25 protein-coding genes and 1 other RNA gene are annotated in these 21,292 nt (G+C 42.3%); 11 read left to right on the forward strand and 15 right to left on the reverse strand.

The features are described from left to right. Window positions 1-73 precede the first annotated feature (73 nt). From C9J12_RS20345 to rpoE, 4 genes are read right to left on the reverse strand one after another with little or no spacing between them, the layout of a single operon-like run. Entirely contained in the window at window positions 74-571 is a 498-nt protein-coding gene (locus C9J12_RS20345; protein WP_107244361.1) for a SoxR reducing system RseC family protein, read from the reverse strand. After that, on the reverse strand, window positions 568-1,566 hold the full coding sequence (gene rseB / locus C9J12_RS20350) for a sigma-E factor regulatory protein RseB (protein ID WP_107244362.1): 999 nt from the start codon (window positions 1,564-1,566) through the stop codon (window positions 568-570). Before rseB ends, C9J12_RS20345 begins: the two co-directional genes overlap by 4 nt. Beyond that, on the reverse strand, window positions 1,566-2,264 hold the full coding sequence (locus C9J12_RS20355) for an RseA family anti-sigma factor (RefSeq protein WP_107244363.1): 699 nt from the start codon (window positions 2,262-2,264) through the stop codon (window positions 1,566-1,568). Before C9J12_RS20355 ends, rseB begins: the two co-directional genes overlap by 1 nt. Window positions 2,265-2,288: 24 nt before the next feature. Further along, entirely contained in the window at window positions 2,289-2,867 is a 579-nt protein-coding gene (gene rpoE / locus C9J12_RS20360; RefSeq protein WP_107244364.1) for an RNA polymerase sigma factor RpoE, read from the reverse strand. Window positions 2,868-3,445: 578 nt separating this feature from the next. Between rpoE and nadB the strand changes: the two genes are divergently transcribed. Beyond that, window positions 3,446-5,068, forward strand: coding sequence for an L-aspartate oxidase (nadB, locus tag C9J12_RS20370; protein WP_107244366.1), 1,623 nt, complete (start codon window positions 3,446-3,448; stop codon window positions 5,066-5,068). Between the two features lie 96 nt (window positions 5,069-5,164). On the opposite strand, the gene C9J12_RS20375 is transcribed toward nadB, so the two are convergent. Together C9J12_RS20375 and C9J12_RS20380 are read right to left on the reverse strand one after the other, a co-directional pair. Next, window positions 5,165-5,584 (reverse strand): protein YgfX, encoded by a 420-nt coding sequence (locus tag C9J12_RS20375; RefSeq protein WP_107244367.1) that lies wholly within the window; start codon window positions 5,582-5,584, stop codon window positions 5,165-5,167. Beyond that, window positions 5,553-5,813: an FAD assembly factor SdhE gene (locus C9J12_RS20380; protein WP_107244368.1), complete on the reverse strand. Its 261-nt coding sequence runs from the start codon at window positions 5,811-5,813 to the stop codon at window positions 5,553-5,555. The genes C9J12_RS20375 and C9J12_RS20380 overlap by 32 nt, the downstream gene beginning before the upstream one ends. Before the next feature lie 355 nt (window positions 5,814-6,168). Here C9J12_RS20380 and ygfZ point away from each other — a divergent pair, with 355 nt between their 5' ends. The 4 genes from ygfZ to C9J12_RS20400 all read left to right on the forward strand — a co-directional run bounded on the left by ygfZ (window position 6,169) and on the right by C9J12_RS20400 (window position 9,382). Then, window positions 6,169-7,158, forward strand: a complete 990-nt coding sequence (ygfZ, locus tag C9J12_RS20385) for a tRNA-modifying protein YgfZ (RefSeq protein ID WP_107244369.1) — start codon at window positions 6,169-6,171, stop codon at window positions 7,156-7,158. A 1-nt stretch (window position 7,159) separates the two neighbouring features. Further along, entirely contained in the window at window positions 7,160-7,621 is a 462-nt protein-coding gene (locus tag C9J12_RS20390) for an aminoacyl-tRNA deacylase (protein WP_107244370.1), read from the forward strand. A 237-nt stretch (window positions 7,622-7,858) separates the two neighbouring features. Then, the gene (locus tag C9J12_RS20395; protein ID WP_107244371.1) at window positions 7,859-8,278 is read left to right on the forward strand and encodes a hypothetical protein; all 420 of its coding nucleotides are present in this window, start codon (window positions 7,859-7,861) and stop codon (window positions 8,276-8,278) included. A 144-nt stretch (window positions 8,279-8,422) separates the two neighbouring features. After that, the gene (locus C9J12_RS20400; protein WP_107244372.1) at window positions 8,423-9,382 is read left to right on the forward strand and encodes a LysR substrate-binding domain-containing protein; all 960 of its coding nucleotides are present in this window, start codon (window positions 8,423-8,425) and stop codon (window positions 9,380-9,382) included. A gap of 151 nt (window positions 9,383-9,533) precedes the next feature. Here the strand turns inward: C9J12_RS20400 and nqrM are convergent, their stop codons facing one another. From nqrM to C9J12_RS20415, 3 genes are read right to left on the reverse strand one after another with little or no spacing between them, the layout of a single operon-like run. After that, window positions 9,534-9,728 carry a (Na+)-NQR maturation NqrM gene (gene nqrM, locus C9J12_RS20405; RefSeq protein WP_107244373.1) on the reverse strand — a complete coding sequence of 65 codons (195 nt, stop codon included), beginning with the start codon at window positions 9,726-9,728 and terminating at the stop codon, window positions 9,534-9,536. Further along, the gene (locus C9J12_RS20410; protein WP_107244374.1) at window positions 9,725-10,201 is read right to left on the reverse strand and encodes a NifB/NifX family molybdenum-iron cluster-binding protein; all 477 of its coding nucleotides are present in this window, start codon (window positions 10,199-10,201) and stop codon (window positions 9,725-9,727) included. Before C9J12_RS20410 ends, nqrM begins: the two co-directional genes overlap by 4 nt. Before the next feature lies 1 nt (window position 10,202). After that, the gene (locus tag C9J12_RS20415) at window positions 10,203-10,580 is read right to left on the reverse strand and encodes a DUF134 domain-containing protein (protein ID WP_107244375.1); all 378 of its coding nucleotides are present in this window, start codon (window positions 10,578-10,580) and stop codon (window positions 10,203-10,205) included. Window positions 10,581-11,062: 482 nt separating this feature from the next. Between C9J12_RS20415 and C9J12_RS20420 the strand changes: the two genes are divergently transcribed. Then, window positions 11,063-11,266, forward strand: coding sequence for a DUF1107 domain-containing protein (locus C9J12_RS20420; RefSeq protein WP_011219685.1), 204 nt, complete (start codon window positions 11,063-11,065; stop codon window positions 11,264-11,266). A 116-nt stretch (window positions 11,267-11,382) separates the two neighbouring features. On the opposite strand, the gene gcvH is transcribed toward C9J12_RS20420, so the two are convergent. The 4 genes from gcvH to C9J12_RS20440 all read right to left on the reverse strand — a co-directional run bounded on the left by gcvH (window position 11,383) and on the right by C9J12_RS20440 (window position 15,227). Beyond that, complete coding sequence (gcvH, locus tag C9J12_RS20425; RefSeq protein WP_006232550.1) at window positions 11,383-11,775, reverse strand: glycine cleavage system protein GcvH; 393 nt, start codon at window positions 11,773-11,775, stop codon at window positions 11,383-11,385. 284 nt (window positions 11,776-12,059) lie between these two features. Next, on the reverse strand, window positions 12,060-13,268 hold the full coding sequence (locus tag C9J12_RS20430) for an FAD-dependent 2-octaprenylphenol hydroxylase (RefSeq protein ID WP_170111831.1): 1,209 nt from the start codon (window positions 13,266-13,268) through the stop codon (window positions 12,060-12,062). Between the two features lie 2 nt (window positions 13,269-13,270). Continuing rightward, window positions 13,271-14,473, reverse strand: a complete 1,203-nt coding sequence (ubiH, locus tag C9J12_RS20435; RefSeq protein WP_107244376.1) for a 2-octaprenyl-6-methoxyphenyl hydroxylase — start codon at window positions 14,471-14,473, stop codon at window positions 13,271-13,273. Window positions 14,474-14,558: 85 nt separating this feature from the next. Next, complete coding sequence (locus C9J12_RS20440; RefSeq protein WP_107244377.1) at window positions 14,559-15,227, reverse strand: YecA/YgfB family protein; 669 nt, start codon at window positions 15,225-15,227, stop codon at window positions 14,559-14,561. Window positions 15,228-15,502: 275 nt separating this feature from the next. Here C9J12_RS20440 and zapA point away from each other — a divergent pair, with 275 nt between their 5' ends. The 5 genes from zapA to serA all read left to right on the forward strand — a co-directional run bounded on the left by zapA (window position 15,503) and on the right by serA (window position 19,121). After that, window positions 15,503-15,805 carry a cell division protein ZapA gene (gene zapA / locus C9J12_RS20445; protein ID WP_107244378.1) on the forward strand — a complete coding sequence of 101 codons (303 nt, stop codon included), beginning with the start codon at window positions 15,503-15,505 and terminating at the stop codon, window positions 15,803-15,805. Window positions 15,806-15,812: 7 nt separating this feature from the next. Then, window positions 15,813-15,994, forward strand: a non-coding RNA gene (gene ssrS / locus C9J12_RS20450) — 6S RNA. A 90-nt stretch (window positions 15,995-16,084) separates the two neighbouring features. Continuing rightward, entirely contained in the window at window positions 16,085-16,690 is a 606-nt protein-coding gene (locus C9J12_RS20455; RefSeq protein ID WP_107244379.1) for a 5-formyltetrahydrofolate cyclo-ligase, read from the forward strand. Window positions 16,691-16,970: 280 nt separating this feature from the next. Further along, window positions 16,971-17,630 (forward strand): ribose-5-phosphate isomerase RpiA, encoded by a 660-nt coding sequence (gene rpiA, locus C9J12_RS20460; protein ID WP_107244380.1) that lies wholly within the window; start codon window positions 16,971-16,973, stop codon window positions 17,628-17,630. A 261-nt stretch (window positions 17,631-17,891) separates the two neighbouring features. Then, window positions 17,892-19,121, forward strand: a complete 1,230-nt coding sequence (gene serA / locus C9J12_RS20465; protein WP_107244381.1) for a phosphoglycerate dehydrogenase — start codon at window positions 17,892-17,894, stop codon at window positions 19,119-19,121. Between the two features lie 255 nt (window positions 19,122-19,376). Here the strand turns inward: serA and C9J12_RS20470 are convergent, their stop codons facing one another. Together C9J12_RS20470 and C9J12_RS20475 are read right to left on the reverse strand one after the other, a co-directional pair. Then, the gene (locus C9J12_RS20470) at window positions 19,377-20,078 is read right to left on the reverse strand and encodes an oxidative stress defense protein (RefSeq protein WP_107244382.1); all 702 of its coding nucleotides are present in this window, start codon (window positions 20,076-20,078) and stop codon (window positions 19,377-19,379) included. A 209-nt stretch (window positions 20,079-20,287) separates the two neighbouring features. Next, a complete protein-coding gene (locus C9J12_RS20475) occupies window positions 20,288-21,184 on the reverse strand; it encodes a LysR family transcriptional regulator ArgP (protein ID WP_107244383.1) in 897 nt (298 codons plus the stop codon). Window positions 21,185-21,292: the final 108 nt, after the last annotated feature.

The raw sequence follows: 21,292 nt of genomic DNA on the forward strand, positions 1-21,292 counted from the left end.
TGGCGTGACTAGCTCGTGATTTAAATGAATGGGATCTTTTGATCAAGTTGACGGATTCTACCGAATTTCAGGGCTACTCGCTATCTTTCGATGCAGCATTTATCATCTTATCTGATGATAGTGGTTGCCCCAATACCCGAATCAGGCTCGGCTCATAGTCCGAATTGCCGTCTAAACGCTTAGCATATTGCCGCGCAAGTAGCAGCCCAATAGCTGCACTGACCATAGATGTAATGATAACACCGAGTTCACTGGTGCCTGCTAAGTCAACAAACCACCACTGCCCTACAACTGCACCCAACACTAGGAACAGTAACGGCACAATGTACACTAGCAATGCAGAACTCAGCATACTTTTTTCTGATAATCCAATTTCAACAATTTCACCAATCGTTAGCGACTTGTCTGTCGCTAACGTGACTTGGTGTGCTCGCCCTGGTATTGCTTTAGTCACAATACCTGTTCCACAACTATCACGTGAAGCACAATGGCCACAACTGGTTTGTTGCTGACAACTGACAGTTACACTGCCTTGTTCAACGGCAATAACCGTTGCCAGCGTACGCATCATGGTTTTGTACCCTCAGCAGTCGGACTTACAACTGGGGCTTTAGCGAACGTAATCGACTCAGCAATACGTCGTGCAGTGGCTGGCGGAATATCACCAACGACAGTCACTTCTTTATCTCCGACTACATTGCTATGCAAAGTACGACGACCTTGCCTTACAAGCTGCTCACGTACAGTATAGTTGTCAGCATCAGAAACGTAGATAGAAAGGCTAAATAGCCCATCACTGTACATTTTACTTTCAACAGGACGCTCTGTTAGCACCAAGCGATGGCGATTACGCGAAACAGACTCAAAACCTTGAGGCAACCAATTCACCGACCAACCAAGATCTGCTTGAGGCTGTGGTGGTAGTTGTACAACAGCCGGCAAATCAACCGTACTTAAATTTTTAAGTACTTCACCGACTTTAGGATTAACCACATAAGAAACAGCACGATACTGCTCTAAGGGTTCACCGTCACGATCCAGCAAATCAGCACGCATCACTAAATGGCTACGTGTATCTACCCACAATAAGTAGGAGTAACGCGTCCCATCTTTGGGAGCAACACGTATAACATCACAAGCCACACCGGCTTCACGCGCACGCCCCATCGAAATGAAATCATAGAAATCCGACAATTCATGAATATTTGTTTTCATGACAGGAGGCAACGGTGCCACCATTTTATTGCTGTCGATTGTGAACGGATCTAACCCCGGTTCAAAATAACTGACTTCACGGCCACGCTGAATCACCTCACGTGGTGGGCCACTAAGGTAAATAAGATGTGCGTACGTTTTTCCATCTTCAACAGCATGGCGATAACGCAGCGGTTCAATACTATTTTTCTTAATTAGTATGTAAGAGAGCTCATAACTGAGGTCTCTACTAGCCTCATCCATTTGATGCAACAAAGCCTCAGCTGAAGCTTTAGGTTCTTCTTCAGCAGAGGCTTGTATTGGCATCAATAGGCTGACCAGTGTCACGGCACCGACCAGAATTTTAATCATTAATCCGCCACAGATGAATTTGCTTCTAATAATGTTCTATCGATACTGCCATCTTCAGCATTAAAGCGAAGTTGCAATTCATAATCTTGCAGCATCGCGTTAATACGGCGACGCTGCTCCATTAATTGCGCTTCACTTGGTGCACTATTGTGCGCACCAGTACGGACAGAATCACGCGTTAAGCTGACAGGTTCAGCTTTTCCTCCAAACGGAATAGTTTGAAGTACTGGTAATTGTGAATTCGTTGCATCTGCAACTAATGCATCATCACCGCCATTGTATTGTTGAACACCAACAATAACAGCTAATGATACTGACGCAGCAATCGCCACTTGACCAAACTGAGTCAACCAAGCAGGTAAAGTACGCTTAGCCTGACGCGGTGTAGGTTGAGATTCAGTTTTTTGTGCAGTTCTGATGTCAATAACAGGGGTATCAACAACAGGAACAATTACATCAGGTTCTGCACTAAAATCGGTTAGCCCTACATGAGCAGGTTCATTATCCAATGCTAACGCTACGCTTCCAGCAATATTCCATTCTTTGCATTGCGGGGCGTCACCTCGGATAACATCACCAATAAGGTTGAAGTCATGCCAAGATTGTTCGCTTTCTTTGTCTACGGTCAGCGCATTAATAATACTCTGATCGAGCTCTTCGCCATCAACTAGCGCCGAAATCTTTTCTTTATCAGCCATTTCTCTTCACCGTTTGGCTTAACATTATCGCTGCATAAGAGGACGTATACGTTTTTCAACTGCCTCTCGAGCACGGAATATGCGTGATCTTACAGTACCTACAGGGCAATCCATTATTACTGCAATATCTTCATAGCTTAAACCATCTAGTTCGCGCAATGAGATCGCAGTTTTAAGATCTTCCGGCAATGATTCTATGGTACCAAAGACAACCCGCTTTAATTCTTCAGACAACATTTGGTTCTCAGGGTTCGAAATTTCTTTCAATGCACCACCAGTTTCGTAATATTCTGCATCTTCTGCATCAACATCGGAGGCGGGTGGACGACGTCCCTGAGCCACTAAATAATTCTTCGCAGTATTAACAGCAATACGGTATAGCCATGTATAGAAAGCACTTTCACCACGAAATGTAGGCAAAGCTCTATACGCCTTAATAAAGGCTTCTTGTGCAACATCAGGGACATCGCCTGAGTTACTGACATACCGCGCAACGAGATTACAAACTTTATTTTGATATTTTATTACCAAAAGATTAAACGCTTGCTTATCTCCTCGTTGGACTCGCTCTATTAATACCTGATCAGTTTGCTGCTCGCTCATTCGAGCGTGTACTCCTATATCTGTCTTGCACTCGGATTCGTACTATTACAGGTCAATGTTACGTTAATAACTAATTTATGTCGTATTAACCACTTACCTGTTCAAGTGTTTTATGCAGACTAAGATTGCTAAATAAACGTCTGTAAACACTCAGCTAAAACACAGTAGTATGAAAACATTTATGAGCGTGAGCACTATGTATGACTCGAGAAAAACGGCAAAGTTCCTAGCCGAAAGAAATAATTTCTTAGTAATAGTGCGCGATCTTTTTATCACTATGGCGCATTATACGACGATAGGTGCTTCATATGTTACACCAACTATGCTTGCTAGCGAGACAAATCAATGTCAAAAAAATGCATTTATTTGATGGGGTCTTCGCTTTTAACTTTAATAAGTAAACCACACGAACACGATATAAAACAATAATGTGGATACTTCACTTTGCTAAAGTAATTATTTAACTTTTGCTGATGTACATACTCGATGACGAGCAATAAGGATTTGATGGTCACAATGACCATTCAGGATGGATTTTGGTAATATATGGCGGATTGCCACAGGGATATGATATTGATATGAACAAGAATCGTGAACATCATTGCGATGTTTTAGTCATTGGTAGCGGTGCTGCCGGTTTAACACTTGCACTTCGTTTAGCGCCTTTAAGTAAAGTCGTTGTCGTCAGTAAAGGTACACGCAATGAAGGGGCAACATACTACGCACAAGGTGGTATTGCCGCTGTTTTTGATGAATCAGACAGTATTGAATCACATATAGAAGACACACAAATTGCAGGTGCGCATTTATGTGATGATAATGTGGTGCGCTTCATTGCGGAAAATGCCAAAGAATCGGTTCAATGGCTGATTGATGGCGGTGTACCCTTTGATCGTGAAGAACAAGATAATGATGATGAAACCCCTCGTTATCATTTAACGCGTGAAGGTGGTCATAGTCACCGACGTATATTGCATGCCGCCGATGCCACAGGCATGGCAATGCAAAACTCACTACAAGATAACGTTCATAACCACCCCAATATCGAAGTATTAGAGCGTCATAATGCGCTTGATCTTATTACTCACCAGAAGCTAGGGAACGACGATACGCCAAACCGCGTATTAGGTGCTTATGTCTGGAACCGTAATAAAGAAGTGGTTGAAACAGTACATGCCAAATTTGTTGTACTCGCAACAGGTGGCGCTTCAAAGGTATACCAGTACACATCAAACCCAGATGTATCTTCTGGCGATGGTATTGCCATGGCATGGCGTGCAGGGTGTCGAGTAGCGAATCTTGAATTTAACCAGTTTCACCCAACCTGCTTATTTCATCCTGACGCAAGAAACTACTTATTAACCGAAGCACTACGTGGTGAAGGGGCATATTTACGTCGCCCTGACGGTAGCCGTTTCATGAGCGATTTCGATGAACGTGGTGAGCTTGCACCACGCGATGTCGTCGCCCGCGCAATCGACTTCGAGATGAAGCGCTTGGGTGCTGATTGTATGTTTCTGGATATCAGCCATAAATCTGATGATTTTATTACGAAACATTTCCCAACGATTTATGAAAAACTATTAACGTTCAACATTGATATCACCCAAGAGCCAATCCCAATCGTGCCGGCCGCACACTATACCTGTGGTGGTGTAATGGTCGATACCGAAGGTCGAACAGATTTAGACGGTTTATATGCGATTGGCGAAGTCAGTTACACAGGCTTACACGGTGCAAACCGTATGGCTTCTAACTCATTATTAGAGTGTGTCGTATATGCTACTTCAGCCGCTGAAAGCATCAGTTCTAAGCTAGATAATGTCAGCATGCCTGCCTCTCTTCCCCATTGGGATGAAAGCCAAGTTAACTGTTCAGATGAAGAAGTAGTTATCCAACACAACTGGCATGAACTACGTCTGTTTATGTGGGATTACGTCGGAATTGTACGTTCAACCAAACGTTTAGAACGCGCAATGCGTCGAATTCAGCTGCTTAAACAAGAAATTGATGAATACTACGGTAACTTCCGCGTGTCTAACAACCTGCTTGAACTACGTAATTTAGTCCAAGTCGCAGAGCTAATTGTTCGATGTGCGCTAGAGCGAAAAGAAAGCCGAGGTTTACACTTCACCTTAGACTATCCAGAGCTGAAAGAAAACTCAGGACCAACCATTCAAACGCCGGATCAGCCTTGTTAAGCTTCCAACGTTGTTAGCAATGTTATTTTAATCTAAGTGTCTTTCTTAAAATCCCAACGTCGGTTGGGATTTTTTTAATCGCTATCCTGCATCACTCTACAATCTCGCTATGTGACACAGCATTGCCAATGCTCGGTACTCTTCATCCTTGCAGGCATCATGACTAACGCATACCCAACTTACCTCTTGTGCATGTTGCATTCGAAATAAGATAAACCAACGGGTAACGACTTTTATTTTATTAATTTGCCACTTCTGCTGTTGCCAATTAGCCGCACCAGAAACCGTAATACTAAGGTTCCCTTGCTGACGATAATAATGTTGGTAGCGTTCAAGCCACTCAATCCATAAACATTCCAAAAGAAATGTAACAATGATAAGCGGTAGCCATGACGTCAAAAGTGAAACGAAGAGAGCAATTGCTACACCAAGATATAAAGCACTTAGTGCAGCTAGGATTTTTTGCGAAGGGTGTAGACGAAGATTAACGAAGCTTGCTGTTATTGTGGGCAACAATTTTGTCTACCATTGCAGCATGAGCAGGGTTTTCACTGCGACCGTGGCCCATCATCCAAGTAAACAAATCTGGATCATCGCTGGTCAATAACGACACGAAATCACGTTGTTCTTGATCGGGTAAGTCGTCTAAGCACTCTTCAAAAAAAGGCATGATGAGTACATCCAGTTCAAGCATACCACGTCGACATGCCCATTTTAGGCGTGCTCTTTCATCTGAACTCAACATATACAACCTCGTTATCTAATCTGAATATTCTTAGCGGTAGCAAAGCAATATTGTACTACCCTAAAATTTGCCACCAATATTAACAGCCACTTATTACCTCTACCATGCGCAAAAACAAGCAAACACTGAAGATGAGACATATGATCAATAATAGCCTGCTGTTTTACTCAAGGCTGGATTCTAACAATAAGTGCAACACGATAATCAACTCGTAAAGCTGACAAATGGTAATAAGCAATTTAACATAGTGGCTAAACTTACCATTTATTTGTAATGACTCACATAACGCGGTTCATTAAACAATCGCAGTATCGTATTTTGAGTCGTGGTTACAATGTTAACTATGGAATATCCAATGAGCATCGAGTTTAACGCACTGAATTTCAAAAAAGTCGCATTAACAGCACAAGATAAACTGCCTGAATTGGCACTCATCAACCTCGATGATTGGGGATTAATCACTCTAATTGGTGACGACAAGAAATCTTACCTACAAGGTCAAGTAACCTGTGATGTGGTATCGCTGCCAATCAACTCATCGACCTTAGGTGCTCATTGTGATGCCAAAGGTAAAATGCGCACCATTTTTCGCTTATTTAATCACAATGAAGGCTATGGATTTTTACAGCGTAAAAGTGTGATGGAAACACAATTACCTGAATTGAAAAAGTACGCAGTATTTTCAAAAGTCGATATCGAAGCAAGCAGTGATGTTTTACTGGGCCTTTCTGGTAAACAAGCACAAGCTGTTGTTGATCAATACTTTCCGGGCGACGGTGATGTACGTGCCATTACTGCAGGCACCGCCATTAAAGTTGACGATGATCGTTGGTTGTTTGCCATTGCACCAGAGCAAGCTGAACAACTCATTAATACCCTTGTAGAAACACACAATAATGTGCAGCTATCTGATAGCACATTGTGGGATCTCTACGATGCACTGCATGCCATTCCCCGCATAGATGCAGTAACCGCACTAGAGTTCATTCCTCAAGCTGTCAATCTACAAGCAGTAGACGGAATCAGCTTTAAAAAAGGCTGTTATACAGGACAAGAAACAGTAGCACGTGCTAAGTACCGTGGTATCAACAAGCGTGCTATGTACATCGTTACTGGTGAAGCGACACAATGCCCCCTTACTGGTGATGCATTAGAACGTAGCGTGGGTGATAACTGGCGTAAAGGTGGCACCTTATTAGCGAGCTACCTGTATGCCGATGATCAAGCTATTGCATTGGTTGTATTGCCTAACAATCTTGATGAAGGCACAGAGTTCCGCCTAGCTGAACAACCGGAAGCGATCTGGACACAACTTGATTTACCTTACTCGTTAGACGATGAATAACATGCAAACCTCTGTTATACATTTTCTGGATAATGAAGGGGTCGATTACCGTCTGCTCCCTCACTCAAAACCAGCAAAAACAATAGAAGAAGCCGCCAAAGAGCGAGGCGTTGCACCAGAACAAATGGTGAAATCGGTCTTGCTACGCGATATGAGTGGCTTTCATGTTTTAGCATGTGTTCCTGGGCCTGCACAAGTCGATCCCACCAAGGTACGCGCTATGTTTGGGTGCCGTCGTATGACCTGTGCAAACGCTGCCGATGTCGAAAAGATCACCGGATTAGTCATTGGCACAGTTGCTCCTATTGGATTAAAGCAACCATTGCCCCTGATCTTTGATCATTCCATCAAAGCGCATGAAAGAGTCAATATTAGCAGTGGTGATCGAATGGCCGGTATCGAATTAGAAACCGATGATCTTTTACTGCTTTGCGATCCTATGTTTGCCGACATTTGTCGCTAATGCTGGAATAAAAATATAACCACTATCAAGAATTAATATTCATCATAAAAGATCACCAATAAAAGCGGCTTATTAAGTCGCTTTTATTTTATGGACTTAATAAGCCTTAAATATACATCTCGTTACATGAAAGATGTGGCGTGTTTAAAAAATTTTTAGTTAACTGCTTTTGCATAGTTTTTCATCAATGTAGAATAGCTTTTCAATAAATATTGTTTATTGAGAGAGAGTTTTACAATGCCACACGCCCAAACACAGATAGCGTCATTACATTCCCACCACGCGATCTCATGCAATCACTGTGACTATCATGTCACGAATATACAACCTCAAACTTATGTTATTGACCCAAATGGTAAGCGAATTAGCACTGACTCTATTAGCCAAAGTATGACTGCTTTATATGGTATTAATCAGCAGGTTGTTGAAGCCGTAATGACAGGGGAAAATGAAGATGATAATGCCAAAGCGTTACATCAAATGGTACTGACGCTCAGTGGAAAGCTCTATCGCCATAACTGCCAACAGTGTGCAAACCAATTTTCGCTCAATCCTCAAAAAGACAACCATGCTTGCCCACACTGCTGGTCTCAAAGTATTGTGCAAATGATCGGTGGTGAACAATGTCCAAAGTGCCAACAAGGTGAATTAAATTAAATCATTAAACGAATAAATACATACTAAGGCGTAGCCAAAATTCGGCATTTTGGTTACCCAATTCCCTTTCCTTTATCACTTCCCTTTCCCCTACTCCAACAGCAGTGTATAACAACTAACGAAGCTGGCTATACGAGATAAACAATGGAAAATAAAAGCAAAGATATTAACTGGCGAGGCGTCGATCTCAATCTACTTGTTGCTTTTTCAGCGCTAATGGAAACACGTAGCGTGACAAAAGCAGCGACCAAATTATCGATAGGTCAATCAGCAATGAGTCACAACTTATCTCGGCTTCGTTTATTGTTGAACGACCCATTGTTTGAACGCCAAGGGCATCAAATGATCGCGACTCAACGCGCGATTGAGCTGTCATCAACCATTGAAAATATCCTCAATCTTGTAATGACACAGGTTTTACGACCGGATGACTTTAATTCGCAGCATTATCAAGGCACGTTTCGTATCGGCTTAACCGACTACGCTGAATTACTGTTTGCTCCTGCACTATTTGACGCCATTTCACGACTGGCACCTAAATGCCAACTCAGCTTTTGCAATGTCGATAGACATAACTACATCAATAGCTTCAACGATAACAACCTCGATGTGGTGATTGGCTCCATGACTGATTTGCCCAAAGAACTTGAAAGCCAATACTTATACACCGAAGATCATGTGTGCTTATTCGATCAATCGGCTACTGGCTTAACAGTGCCTGTCAGCTTGGCACGCTACATCATTACCCCCCAAGCATTGGTATCACCAGATGGAAAGCTCGCAAGCCCTATTGATAACCAATTACAAGAACAAGGCTTTAAACGTCATATCGCATTAGGATCGAGTAATTTTCTGACGATTAGACACCTTTTAAAAGATCGTAACCTACTGTGTGTGGTATCACGATTAATGGCCAAAATTGATATTTTTAATGACAACCTAACCCAATGCAAACCCCCTGTTGATATTCCTGATTTTCATATCAACATGCTGTGGTTACGTCGAAATAGCACCCATCAAAGAATGGAATGGTTACGCCAGATTGTGAGTGAAACCGTGACTGAACGCGTCGCGTCCCTGCGAGGAAAAAGTGAAGCAAGATGACGCGGTGAGGTAAATACAATATAGATTGGGCAACTTGGCACAAACTCAGTATTGAATAAATTTAACAGCCAGAGAGGCGATATCAACAGTGCCTCTCTTCTGCTTGTATGTGCTTAAGAAACAACATGTACTTAAGCAGACATGCTAATTACTATTTAACACTCGGTTCTTGGATTTGATAAAGCTTATGTGTGTCGCAAGGCTCATCACAATCACATTCTTTATCTACACCCACGTTTGCTAAACCACCACAGCTTCCACTGATCGTTTTCTTTTTCACAACCCAGCCAATAGCCATCGCGGCAATCACTAACAAGAAAATAGCCATAGTTAATACAAATGTCATAACGTAAACCCTCCTATCTTAGTTAGACCTTGGATTGTTGATTTTCTATTCATAGTGGTGCCAATTTTTATCGGTACGGGTTTCTTCTTGCCAGCACATCCACACCCACAATCGCCTTTATCTCGCTTGCATGGGCGACCTTGTTCAGCGGTTATCAGGGCTTCTTTTTCTACATTCCCCGTCATTACTGCATCAATAGAGCTACGCTGAGGCACTTTTGTGACACTAAAACCCGCATTCAGTAAGCGTCCTAAAGAGCGTTGACCAACATTGCCTAGCACAATTTCTTTAACGCCTAATTCACTCAGTTGACGTTGAATAACTTTCTTATGCTTACAACCTAACTCTTTACTGCCTGTATTTTCAATGCGCTCTATAAATTGTCCTTTCGAGTCATAAACCATAAAGGCAGCTGCTTTACCAAAGTGCCCTGCAACTTGAGAGCGAAGAGTGATTGCTATTGCGATACACATATCAGTGTTCCTCTGTTTCAGTCTCAACGATTTCTACGTTTTTAGGCTGAGTAATAGATGATGACAAAACCTTTTTTGCCTGACGTTGCGTGTGAGGTAAGTGCGTACTTTGCAAATCGAGCGCCTGCCCCGTCACTAAAGCCTGTGCCACTTTTTGACGAGCACGAGACACAATACTCCCCAACGTCTGGCGAGATACCCCTAACTCGTGAGCTGCCGCCAATTGCTGCATCCCATTCATATCCACCAAACGCAGCGCTTCCAATTCATCATCTGCCAAAACTATTGAGGTCAGTTCAGTCATTGGAATGCCGTTAGGCTTAAAACATGAATATGCTGGGCGGCAATTAATTTTTCGCTGGATCTTTGGTCTACCCATAAGCCCCTCACTTTAATTTGAAATATACCGACACCCATTATTGGCGTATGCCAGAAACCATATATTGATCCAACACAGCTAAATACTAAAAATAATCAACGATTATTTAAAAATTGGGTTTCAGAAGAAAATGCTATTAATCATGGTGGATGGGCTGTTGAATCGACTAATAAAGAAACATACAGAGGAAATAGAACAAATCAAGCTAACGTAATAATATGCAGTGAAAAGCGCATAAAACCATACAATACAACCACTAAACAGTACTTCAACACTCGATTAAAGAGTATTTAAATTCAATCCAACAAGGCATATCTGACAACAACAAACAGCATATTATGCTAAGAGTAAATATCAGTCACTAAAATTAGACTGCTCACTTTAATTTAACATTATTATTATGCTGATAGAGTCACATCTTTGTAATGCAAATAGTTTTATAATACGCACCGTTGAAAAACGAATTCAAGGTTGAATTTTATATGCGCATGTTCAAACGCTACCTGCCTAAGCTTATCGCTAAGCATGTAAGCCGTTTATTTAGTGGAAGAATATATATTGATGGCCGAGGAGGCTATCAGTTCGACAAAGGAATGTTACTTGTGCCAGTAAAAGCCCAAGAGCGACATTATAAAACCGTGAACGAGGTTAATTTCGAGATTAAACGCTTAAAAGAAGTCTATTAATGACACTGTTCATTATCTTATTCTAAAAAGCCCACCGAGTACTTATGAGTAATAAGGTACTTTGGTGGGCTTTTTTACTTTTTAGCGCAGAATCATTATGACTCTTATCGACTCAATTATTCAGTCTCATCGATGAGGCTTTGATAACCTTCAGGATCAAGCAAATCATCAAATTCGCCGTCATCTTCCGCTTTAATTTGAAATAACCAGCCATCACCATATGGATCACTGTTTACCAGTTCTGGGGAATCACTCAGTTCTTCATTCACAGCAACCACGACCCCTGTAAGCGGAGCATAAATATCAGATGCTGCTTTCACCGATTCGGCAACAGCACAGTCTTCACCCACTTCGGTATCAGAATCAACGTCTGGAACATCAATAAAAACCATATCACCTAACAGTGCCTGTGCATGGTCAGTAATACCGACAGTATAGATACCGTCACCTTCAGAACGTACCCATTCGTGGGTGTTAGAGAATCTCAATTCAGAGGGAACATAACTCATGGTGTAACTTCCTTATGAAATGGCTGCTTTACTCGTGTTAGGTTCGATTGAAGCAGATGATGAAAACACATAAAACAATGCCAAATCAGATAGCTTGCATGAAATACAGGTTACCGTTTTAGCGCTAGCGCACACGACATTGATTTCTTGTATTTACTGTAGGAGAAAAAAACAATTTTGTGATCACTTTATGTTTTAAATTATCAAAAACAAAAAAAGACCACCTCTATTAAGGTAGCCTTTTTATAATCACATCAGGTCTGTATGACGAAAAACAGTAATACTTAGCGTTTAGCTAGATCCGGTAATTCACCCGATAACCCTAAAGCACGGCGCATAAATTCATCTTTCACACCCGGTGCTTTATCGGCAAATAACATGCCTAAGTCACGAACCAGTTTTTTAGCCGGATTACTGCCATCGAATAAATCACGGAAGCCCTGCATGGTAGTGATCATCTTCGCAGCTTCTGCTTTACGCCAACGCTCATAATGACGCAGATTGCTCTTCTGACCAATATCTTGTTCTTTCTGCCATAACGCTTTTAGCTCTTGCGCTAGGCTCGCGGCATCTAACAAACCGAGGTTAACGCCCTGACCCGCTAAGGGATGGATCGTATGAGCAGCATCGCCGACTAATGCAACACGTTCACGCACAAAATCACGGGCATATCGCATCTTTAATGGAAATGCTTGACGCTGCCCTTCAACTTTACATAAGCCTAAACGGTTATCAAATGCCGCTGTCAGTGATTTATTAAATTCGCTATCAGACAACCCACACAGCTGTTCTGCTTCTTCTGGTGCTACCGACCATACGATAGAACACAAATCGCTTTCAGCCAGCGGCAAGAAAGCTAACGGTCCTTGTGGACGAAAAACCTGGCGAGCTGTTTTATCATGAGCTTCAGCACAGCGAATATTGGCAACAATGGCACTGTGCCCATAATCCCAATGCGTTAATGGGATATCTAATTGACGACGTACCCATGAGTTAGCGCCATCAGCACCCACCACTAATTTTGCCGTTAAGCTCTTACCCGACTCCATCGTTAACCATGCTTCGCTTTCACCAAAAGCAATGTTTTGGCATCGCTCTGGGGCCATTAAGGTGACGTTACTAAGCTGTTTGATACGATCGAGTAATGCTAGCTGAATAACGCGGTTTTCAACGATATGGCCTAAATCAGGTTGTGATAACCTTTCTGCATCGAATTGAATCTTGGCAAAGCTATCTTGCTCCCATACTTCCATTCGGTTGTACGGGCTGAATCGGCGAGACTCTATACCTTGCCAAGCGCCTACTCTACGTAAAATACGTTCACTCGCGCGGCTTAAGGCTGACACACGTACATCCGGCAATAAAGCCAATTCAGGATCAGGTAATTGTCCTTCAATAACAGCAACACGCAATTCCGTTTCAGCTAATGCAGCTGCCAGAGTTAAACCCACCATACCGCCACCAATAATGGCAACATCAACACTCTGCATCATGATTATCGTTCTACCTGTCCCATTGCACGCCTTAACAGCGGTGCTTTTAACGTATCAAAAAGATTCATAGCCATAAGCCCCGTGTTTCGACCAGCAACAAGAGGAAAACTATCATTCGCAAATACACTCACTAATCCTGCCGTCATCAACACGGTTGCTTGACGATCAGGTAGTCGACGTTGTCGATAACGGCTCAACACCGCCGCATCACCAACATCTTCGTCTTGCTCAAAACTATTAACCACTTCTTCGGCTAATGTCATAACATCACGCAAGCCTAAATTAAAGCCTTGCCCTGCAATCGGATGTAATGTCTGTGCGGCATTACCCACCACAGCCACACGGTGAGACGTTAACACTTCAGACTGGCGAAGTAATAACGGGTATGCAGCACGCTTACCTGTTTTAACGAGTTCACCCAAACGCCAACCAAACGTACTTTGTAATTCTGCTAAAAAGCGAGCGTCATCCCAGCTCATCACCATTGATTGGTATTCAGGTTTAATGCACCACACCAATGAGCTCCGCCCTTCCGACATTGGCAATAACGCCACTGGGCCATAGGGCGTAAAACGCTCAAAAGCTCGACCTTGGTGTGCTTGTGCTGTGGTAATGTTGGCAATAATTGCGACTTGTTCAAAGTCATGCTCATGCCGCCCAATCCCTAAAAGATCACAGCAACTCGAGAGTGCACCGTCAGCAGTCACTAACAATTGCGTTTGGATCTGCTCGCCGGAATCCAGACAAAGCGTAACATTTTGCTGAGTACGTGAAATATCAACAATCGAATCAGGGCAATATAACGCTATGTTATCTAAATCATTTAACTGCTGGTGAAATAACTCCCCAGCATCCGCTAATTCAATAACATAGCCAAGCGCATCAATCGCTTGCTCTTCTGCATCTAATCGTACAATACCAGCATGACCACGATCAGAAACATGAATGTGAGCGATAGACGTAGCAACCGACGATAGCGTAGACCATACACCAATTTTACTCAGTAAACGGCTCGAGCCGAATGACACCGCAATACTACGCGCATCATAACCTGGGTGTTGGTCTATATTCGGTGTAACAGCTTCGACTACAGCAACACGTAATTGACGTTTAATGTCTCGTTCGCTACTAAGCTTGTTCAGTGCAATAGCAAGTGTCGCCCCCGCCATTGCCCCACCAGCAATCACTACATCATACTGCTTCACATTCACTCCCTTAATTCACGCTATGGCTCTTCGCTATTGATGAATCTTCACTATTTATGAACCTAATTATTTATGAAGCTAGCTATTAATGTACTGTCGGTTTGTCATCTTGTTCTTTTTGAGCGATATCTTCAGGTGTACCAGCAACCGTTGGCAGTTCAACAGAGCTTGGGCGTTCACCTAACTCAACTAAACAGGTCAAAACACACATAGGTACATGTTCAAGTACTTGCTCGAAAAATTCGGCTTGCTCAGCTAACTCTTCATCTTCATCAATGCCTAACAAAGCAATTTCTTGTAACTCTGCCAGTACTTCATTCACTTCAGCTGAGAACTGCGTTTTATCTAACCCCATTAAACCTAAACCAGAAATAAAACTGCTAACCCATTCTGTTAGGGCTTCAGCGCGATCAACCAGATCAGAATTCTCATCAGGGATCAATAAAGTGAAGTTGAAAATGCTGTTCGTTAATTCAGATGCTGTAGAGGTAAATACCGTGTGTGCCATACCGCTCAGTTCAACTGTCGCAGCATTAAATACAGTGCGTACAACGCCTTTAGCGCCATCAAGTAAAGGCTTACCTTCATTGGCATAATCCGCAACAGGGCCTAACCAGTTATCGTCTTCTACGTTTAGACCGCCAGAAATCATTCCCGTCAGCAAACCATGAAGTTCTGATGGTGACACAGAAAAACCGTGCGTTTTTAATTCACTTTCAATCGCTTCAAAGCTGGGTAACTTCACTTCGTTCATGCGGCTTTTTACCTTATGTTCATTGGCGTCATCTATAATATGGTATGCTACCACTTAGCCTTAAAACAGGCTAATACCCTTTCTGTAAACCGTCGACATGTTTGTTATTGCATTAGTTTGCAACAAACTGGTTAATATCTGAATAGTTGGCCAGTATTCATCATAAAGCGTGATTAACAAGCTTGCATGTTGAAAGGGCTTTTTTTATATTGACCACCTATCGCAAGCAAAATGTTGACGTTACAGCATTTTGGCACGGAGCAGATTAGAATTTTATGAGTACTCAGGCAGTTGAAATTGAAGTTTTGGGCAGAACCTTAAAGGTTAACTGTCCAGCTGGTCAGGAAGATGCATTGCGTGAAGCAGCTACGGATTTTGATCAACGTCTAAAAGATATGTCTGAGCGCACTAAAGTGACAAATCCCGAGCAACTCTTAATGTTTGCTGGGTTAAATGTGTGCAATGAAATGCATTTAGAACGAAAAGAACATAAAGGCAATGCTTCTAATTTTTCAAATAGAATCAACCTATTAACAGAAACTTTAGATAAAGCTTTGCAAAATCAACCAAAGCGTTGATAATAAATTGACCCTAGGGTGTACGTCAGTGTGTCAACGTCCCCGAGCCGATAAGCAAATAACCCGGATCAGCTTTTATTAGCTATTGTGCAAGCTCAGCTCGACTGAGAAGCCTGCGGCTAATGTTGCTGAACCACCTTGAACATCTGGTTCAAGGGCCTAGATGCGCAACGGCACCTTGGGGCATACCGCCTTTTACTACGAGCTACGATCTGAGTGTCTTCACTCTTATCTGAATTTACCCTCTAGCATCGAACAACCTCAGTCATTGGATGACCCATGAGTTCACTTGTTCAGCAACCAACATCACCCCGGCAGCAGATACGCCAACAAATTCGACAAGCTCGCCGTGCATTATCAAAAGATGAGCAGCACACTGCAAGCCAACAGCTTTTGTCGCAATTCAAACAATTGCCTTACGTATCGTCAGCACAACACATCGCTTTATATCTAGCTAACGACGGCGAAATAGATACGCTCCCGTTAATACAGTGGTTATGGCAACAACAAAAATCCGTCTACTTACCGGTACTCCACCCTTTCAGCCAAGGGCATTTATTGTTTTTGCATTACACAGCTCAAACCCGCATGACGACGAATAAATACAAGATTAAAGAGCCCGTGCTCGATGTCCGCCTTGTAAAGCCAGTTCCTGTACTTGATATTATTTTTACCCCTTTGGTCGCATTCGATAAAACAGGCCAACGACTTGGCATGGGCGGAGGATATTATGATCGTACACTTTCTGCTTGGCATAGCCACAAAACGGGACCTCGCCCTATAGGCTTGGCACACGATTGCCAACAGGTAAATAGTCTGCCTCATGAAGCATGGGATGTCCCCTTATCTGACATCATTACGCCATCGGGTCATTTTAATTGGTAACCGTTCCCTCCAAATCTGTAGGAAAAATCACCACAAACAAGAATTCCCCCCCTTTCCTCTCAGAGGAAAAAGCCAACACAACGCAAACGTTTGGCTTTTTATGTGCCACAACTGATGCTCTAAATATTTGTTATTCATGGATTTATACTTTTTGTTTTTAAAAACAAAGATCTCAGTCAAAAAAATCTCCTGACGAGCCATATACTCTTCGCTATAATCAGCGCTCTGATTGGATCAGATAACTGTTCAGTTTGGTATTAGCCATTACTAGGAGAAAGGCATGACACAAGATGAAATGAAGAAAGCTGCTGGCTGGGCTGCACTGGAATACGTGACTAAAGGTAGCATTGTGGGTGTGGGTACAGGCTCAACTGTTAATCACTTCATCGATGCACTAGAAACACGTAAAGAAGAAATTAAAGGTGCTGTTTCAAGTTCTGTTGCTTCTACTGAACGTCTAGAAAAACTGGGCATTCCTGTATTTGAAGCAAACGAAGTCGCTGGGTTAGATATCTATGTCGATGGCGCTGATGAAATCAACGCTGAATACGACATGATCAAAGGTGGCGGTGCCGCTTTAACGCGTGAAAAAATCGTAGCAGCTATTTCTGACAAGTTCATTTGTATTGTTGATGACACCAAACAAGTTGATGTTTTAGGTCAGTTCCCATTACCGATTGAAGTCATCCCAATGGCACGTTCTTTCATCGGCCGTGAACTTGTTAAGCTTGGCGGTGATCCTGAATACCGTGAAGGTGTGGTTACTGATAACGGCAATATCATCATTGATGTGCACAACATGGCTATCACTGATGCAAAAGACATGGAAAAGAAAATCAATGCCCTACCTGGCGTTGTAACTGTGGGGCTATTTGCTGCCCGTGGCGCTGACGTTCTATTGGTTGGTGCACCTGAAGGTGTAAGAAAATTCGAGAAATAATTGCGCATAACTCAGCGCTAACGTTATTTCCTTACAAAACGGCATAATATATGCCGTTTTTTATTATCTATTTCGTAATATTCTTACCCTTATTGCTTATTTTTTGATACTTTAATAAACAGTATGTAGCACTTTTTTGAGTGTAAGCTCAAGCTACTGGTGTGCAGGAAAGGGATATCCGCAACCGCTATAAGCCACAACTCCCTTTCACTTAATCAGTACGCTTTGATCCCTTACTCATGTTTTTAAGGAAGAGAACCAATGGCTAAAGTTTCACTGGATAAAGAAAAGATTAAAGTTCTTTTATTAGAAGGCCTACACCCTTCTAGTTTAGAGATTTTACAGCAAGCCGGTTATACCAATATTGAGTACCATAAAGGCTCACTTGCAGGTGAAGAACTGCTTGAAGCAATCAAAGATGCACATTTCGTTGGTATTCGTTCCCGTACTCAGCTTACTGAAGAAGTCTTTAACGCTGCCAAAAAACTCACTGCTGTTGGTTGTTTCTGTATTGGTACAAACCAAGTTGACCTTACTGCTGCCAGTAAGCGTGGTATTCCTGTCTTTAATGCCCCCTTCTCCAATACACGAAGTGTTGCTGAGTTAGTACTTGGTGAAATACTTCTACTTGTGCGTGGTATTCCAGAGAAAAATGCCAAAGCACACCGTGGTGAATGGCAGAAATCAGCAGATAACTCTTTCGAAGCACGCGGCAAGCGTCTAGGTATCGTGGGTTATGGTCATATTGGTACTCAGTTGGGTATTTTGGCTGAAAACCTCGGTATGCGGGTGTACTACTACGATATTGAAAACAAGCTATCACTGGGAAATGCTACCCAAATTGGTACCATGTCTGAGCTACTGAATAAGTGTGATGTAATAAGCTTACATGTACCTGAAACACCTGATACACAAGATATGATGGGCGCAGAAGAATTTGCACGTATGAAGCCAGGTTCAATTTTCATTAACGCTGCCCGTGGTACGGTTGTTGATATTGATGCTTTATGTGGTGCACTAGAAAGTAAACACCTCGCAGGCGCGGCTATTGATGTATTCCCGACCGAGCCAAAAACCAATAGCGATCCATTTTATTCGCCACTAGCCCAATTCGATAATGTTCTGCTTACACCGCACATTGGTGGTTCAACACAAGAAGCACAAGAAAATATTGGTGTTGAAGTTGCAGGTAAGATTGTGAAGTACTCAGATAATGGTTCTACCTTGTCTGCTGTTGGCTTCCCTGAAGTATCATTACCTGAGCACCGTAATTGTTCTCGTTTATTACACATTCACGAAAACCGTCCGGGTATTTTGAACCAAATAACGACTATTTTTGCATCTGAAGGAATCAACATTGCAGCTCAATACCTACAAACAGGTGCTGAGGTTGGTTATGTGGTTATTGATGTTGAAATTGAACGAGCAGAAGAAGCACTAGAAAAGTTAAAAGCGATCGAAGGGACTATTCGTGCACGTATTTTGCACTAGGTTCTGAGTAAATCGATATCTGCTGATATTCTAATTTCAGAATAATCAGACACTAAAAAGGAGAACGTCGAGTTCTCCTTTTTATTTATACCAATCTGGATAAGTAAATGGTCATAAATTTGCGCAAGAAAAATCGGTAAGAACAAGGCAGAAATTGCAGTAACTAGTGGTTCTAATTATAAAATTTCTTACGCTGTTATTATCGATTTTAACTAGCAAGAATGAACAGGTACTTATTTTGGTTGGTATTATATATTACTCTTCTAGCCTAAAGACCACTTCAACACGATCTCGAATAGTTATCTGAGAATCTTGATAAGATGCTTCAGTATTCGCCCCAGAATCCATCGCCATTGCACGCATCATCACAGGGCGTACCATTGATGGCTGATAGCTAATTTTCCATACCCCATCAATTTTTTCACCAAAGCCCGCAGCTAAGGATTTTGCTTTTGCTTGCGCATCTTTAATTGCCGCAAGGCGTGCTTGTTCAGCAAATTCAGCTTCATTACTCACTTTAAGCTGAATATTATTGATCCCATTAATACCATCACCTAATGCACCGTCTAGATAAGTATTAAGACTTTCTAACTTTTTCACTGTCACAGTTACATGGCGGCTAGCACGGTAGCCCGTTAATTCAGGCTTTTGATCTTTCGGGTAATGATATTGTGGGTTAAGACGAATGTTAGCACTTTCAATATCACTACGCTCTACACCCGCTTTCTTTAAGCGATCATTAAATGCTGTTACCGCTTTATCTACCGCTTGTTTAGCTTCTTTGGCGGTTGGACGAGTTTCTGTTACTTCAACAGAAAACACAGCCATATCAGGTTGAGCAATCACTTCGCCCACGCCTGTTGTTTCAAGGTGTGGAAAACTGACATCAGCAGCCATCGCGCCTGCAGAAATCAATGAACTCGTGCCTAAAACAACTGCCAGTAAATGCTTCTTCATTCTAATTTCCTATTGATTAATTTACGTTTCAATTATTTGTTCTTGTGTATTCGACAACAAGATAGCTAAAAAAATCCCGACAGATCCTATTTTATGTACATTGTTTTATTTGTAAATTAGTGTCAATACAATCGCTTAAAAATAGAGATAACTAATAGACTGACTTTTAATCGCTAAGTAGCCCACCATACCTCTCGATTAATAAGCCACTATTGCGGTAAAACTTGTCGAGCATACTGAATTAAACGTTCCGATAACTCGGTTAACACACCGCTTTCTAATGCCCAATGATGCCAATACAAGTCACGAACCAAAGAAAGCTCAGGGGTAACATTAACGAGATCTCCGCGATCAAGCTCTCTCTGGATCTGCACTTCAGGGATCAAGCAATATGCGATCCCTTCAGTGGCGATCCGCACAAATGCTTCAGAGGATCTTACCGTGTGTTTCATCACGCTACCGATAGGTAAATGAAAATATTGCTGCACAAACACTTCATGCATATCATCATGATGATCAAACACAACCCCTGGGGCTGATATTAAGTTAGTCTGGGTAACACCATTCGAAAAATATTTTTGCTGAAAATCTGGGCTTGCGACACATAAGTAATTCATTCGTCCAAGATAATCAGCCACACATCCAGGTATTACCCCTGCCTCCATACTGATCGCCCCTACAACCTCCCCACTACGCAATTTATCTAAGGTGCGAGCTTCATCTTCGACCAATAAGTTCAGCTCGATAAACCGCGATTTTAATAGTGGGCTTAATGCCGGCAATAACCATGTTGCCAAACTATCGGCATTTGTCGCCAATGCGACCGATAGTGGTTGGCTAATGTCATCTGGCGTGATTTCTGGCAAAACTTCTTGTTCTAATAACCTAACCCGACGATATAATCCCAATAGCTTCTGCCCTGCCGCCGTCGGTCTTGGTGGTTGCTCTCTGACTAACAAAGGTTGTGCCATCAGCTTCTCAAGTTGCTTAATCCGCTGAGACACTGCCGATTGGGTAATACATAACTTCTCTGCTGCTCGTTCAAAGCCACGCTGGGCGATCACGGCATCCAATGCAGCTACCCAACGATAATCGATTCCTCGCATAGCCATCGCTCCTTTTTTAATATCATAACTCACATCAAAACTATTATATTAGAAATTCTAATAATCCATAAGTTTTATTAGCTGTACTTAACATAAAGCGAGAGAGTA

Source organism: Photobacterium frigidiphilum (assembly GCF_003025615.1).
Classification (GTDB): Bacteria; Pseudomonadota; Gammaproteobacteria; order Enterobacterales; family Vibrionaceae; genus Photobacterium; species Photobacterium frigidiphilum.